Raw genomic sequence first — 1,835 nt, forward strand, 5'->3', positions numbered from 1 at the left:
TTTAAAGAGATAAAAACTCAATTTAATTACTCTAATAAAGAGGCACTTGATGAAGTACATGAGAGAATAAAAATATTTGTACAAAATGTCAAAATAGCAAAAACTCCATCTTACATAGAAATAGACTATTCTGACATAGAAGATTCTCAAGTTATCGGATCTGCAAAAGCTATAGGTGCTAAAGTAATTACTAGAGATGAATATATGTTGCAAAAATATTCTGAAATTGCAATGCAACCAGCAGAGTTTTTACAGCACAAAGAAGATAACAAAATCGACTTTGCAAATTTAAAAAAACAATACCTCATGTACCAGCCAGAACTGGAAGAAGATATGGAAAAGGTTTTAAATAATGCAAGCTATATTATGGGTGATGCAGTAAAGGAACTAGAACAAAACCTAGAAGAATTTACAGGAGCCAAACACGCCATAAGCTGTGCAAGCGGTACAGAAGCACTCATACTCGCAATGATGGCACTTGACATCAAACCCGGTGATGAGATAATAACAACACCTTTTACTTTTATAGCAACGGCTGATACCATAGCATTTTTAGGAGCTAAACCAGTATTTGTAGATATAAATGAAAAAACTTACAACATTGACCCAAGTAAAATAGAAGCAAAAATTACCCCAAACACAAAAGCCATCATCCCTGTAAGTCTTTATGGGCAACCAGCAGATATGGATGCTATTGCAAGCATAGCAGAGAAACATAATCTCAAAGTCATAATAGATGGTGCACAGAGCTTTGGCAGTACTTACAAAGGTAAAACTGATTCAAACTTGGGTGATATATCAACAACAAGCTTCTTCCCTGCTAAACCACTTGGATGTTTTGGTGATGGTGGAGCAGTCTTTACAAACAATGACGAACTAGCAGAGAAGATGAAAATGCTTCGAGTGCATGGACAGAACAAACGCTACCACCATAAATACATAGGTGTAGGTGGAAGAATGGATACTCTTCAATGTGCAGTGGTCAATGTAAAACTCAAACACTACACAAAAGATTTGGCACTGAGACAAGAAGTAGCGCAAAAATATACTCAGGCACTTCAAAACAAAGAACTTGTAACTCCGTACCAAAACCCAGAGACAACATCAGCATGGGCACAGTACTCAGTGAGAGTTCAAAATAGAGATGAACTGCAAGTACAACTTAAAGAAAAGGGCATACCAACAGCAGTTCATTACCCAATGCCACTGCATCTACAAGAGTGTTTCGAGTATCTTGGATATAGCAAAGGTGACTTTCCAATCGCAGAAAGAGTAAGTGAAGAGATAATGAGCCTGCCTATGAATCCGTATGTGAGGGATGATGAGATAGAGTATATAACAACACAATTATGATAAAACTTTTTTTACTACTATTACCATTTATACTTTTTGCTGCGAAGCCAAATCTGCTGCTTTTAAAAGTCTATAAAGACCAGAACATTAGCGGATGGGTGATGAGTGAAAAGTTAGATGGTATTCGTGCCTTTTGGGATGGTAAACATCTTATTAGTCGTGGTGGTAAAATCATTCATGCTCCAAAGTGGTTTGTTAGAGATTATCCACCATTTGCAATTGATGGGGAGTTGTGGAGTAAGCAAGGAGATTTTGAAAATATCTCTTCTATTGTAAGAGACAGAGTGCCAAGTGAAAAATGGCACGAGATAAAGCATTATATATTTGAAGTTCCAAACGCAGCGGGTGGACTCTTTGAGCGTCTTGCAAAAGTGAAGCCTTATGAGGGCAAAAATATACGCATAATTCCCCAAAAATATGTCAAAAGTAAAGAAGATTTGCAAAAGTTTTTAAAAAGTGTTGAAAAATTAGGTGGGGAAGGT

Annotated in this window: 1 protein-coding gene and 1 pseudogene; both read left to right on the top strand. The window is 36.7% G+C overall.

Features of this window, described 5'->3' with window-relative positions; genetic code table 11:
- The first annotated feature begins 231 nt into the window (after positions 1–231).
- Positions 232–1,353 (top strand): DegT/DnrJ/EryC1/StrS aminotransferase family protein, encoded by a 1,122-nt coding sequence (locus MVY38_RS10395; protein ID WP_297485924.1) that lies wholly within the window; start codon positions 232–234, stop codon positions 1,351–1,353.
- Positions 1,350–1,835, top strand: a pseudogene (locus MVY38_RS10400) (DNA ligase); the annotation flags it as partial. The gene MVY38_RS10395 and the pseudogene MVY38_RS10400, both read left to right, overlap by 4 nt.

This window comes from Sulfurimonas sp. (assembly GCF_027056685.1).
Taxonomy (GTDB): domain Bacteria; phylum Campylobacterota; class Campylobacteria; order Campylobacterales; family Sulfurimonadaceae; genus Sulfurimonas.